The organism is Streptomyces sp. NRRL WC-3549, from assembly GCF_000721935.1.
Classification (GTDB): domain Bacteria; phylum Actinomycetota; class Actinomycetes; order Streptomycetales; family Streptomycetaceae; genus Streptomyces.
The window spans coordinates 62,181-62,930 of sequence record NZ_KL585414.1; the positions used below are offsets into that span (position 1 = coordinate 62,181).

Annotated in this window: 1 protein-coding gene and 1 pseudogene; one reads left to right on the plus strand and one right to left on the minus strand. The window is 70.3% G+C overall.

Features of this window, described 5'->3' with window-relative positions; translation table 11 throughout:
• Positions 1-240, minus strand: a pseudogene (locus tag IH13_RS0121545) (cupin); the annotation flags it as partial.
• 74 nt (positions 241-314) lie between these two features.
• Here IH13_RS0121545 and IH13_RS0121550 point away from each other — a divergent pair.
• Positions 315-750, plus strand: a 436-nt coding sequence (locus IH13_RS0121550; protein ID WP_031086881.1) for a helix-turn-helix domain-containing protein, incomplete at its 3' end; no start/stop codon positions are given.

Consider the following 750-nt stretch of genomic DNA (forward strand, 5'->3'; position numbering starts at 1 on the left):
GATGTGTATAAGAGACAGGAGCGTCTGCCAGCGCCACACGTGCGGCAGGGCGCGCGAGCGCGGGTGCGCCGGCATGAGGTCGCCGATCTCCGTCCACAGCGGGACGAGGAGTTCCTGCTCGAAGCCCCGGTACAGCTCTTCGAGCGCCGGGGTGACCTCGGGTTGCCCCTCTGCGGAGACGGCCTGGAGCCGGACCGGGGAACCCGTCACGTCGTCTGGTGCGATGGAGGAGTGCGTCACGGCCTCAGCCTGCAACTTGTCTCTCTGGAGAACATGTAGATTCTGGAGAGCAGAACAACGCGAGGAGTGCCGGCATGGACAAGCCGCTCAAGACACCGCCGCCCTATCCGATCGCCAGCGTGGACCACGCTCTGCGGGCGGCGACCATCCTGCAGATGGAGGGCGGCGCCACGGTCTCCCAGATCGCCGCGCGGCTGGGTGTGGCCCGGTCGACCGCGCACCGGCTGCTCGCGATGCTCGTGTACCGGGACTTCGCCGTGCAGGGCGAGGACCGGATCTACCGGGCGGGGCCCGTCCTGGAGCTCGCCGCGCACTCGCAGTCCCTGGTCTCCCGGCTGCGCGCGGCGGCCTTGCCGCATCTGCGCCGGGTCGTGGATCTGCTGGACGAGACCACGAACTTGATCGTGCGCACCGGGGGCACGGCCCGCTTCATCGCGAGCGTCGAGTGCCGCCAGGCCCTGCGGGTCGGCTCCCGCGAGGGCATGGTGTTCCCCGCGCACCGCACGACGG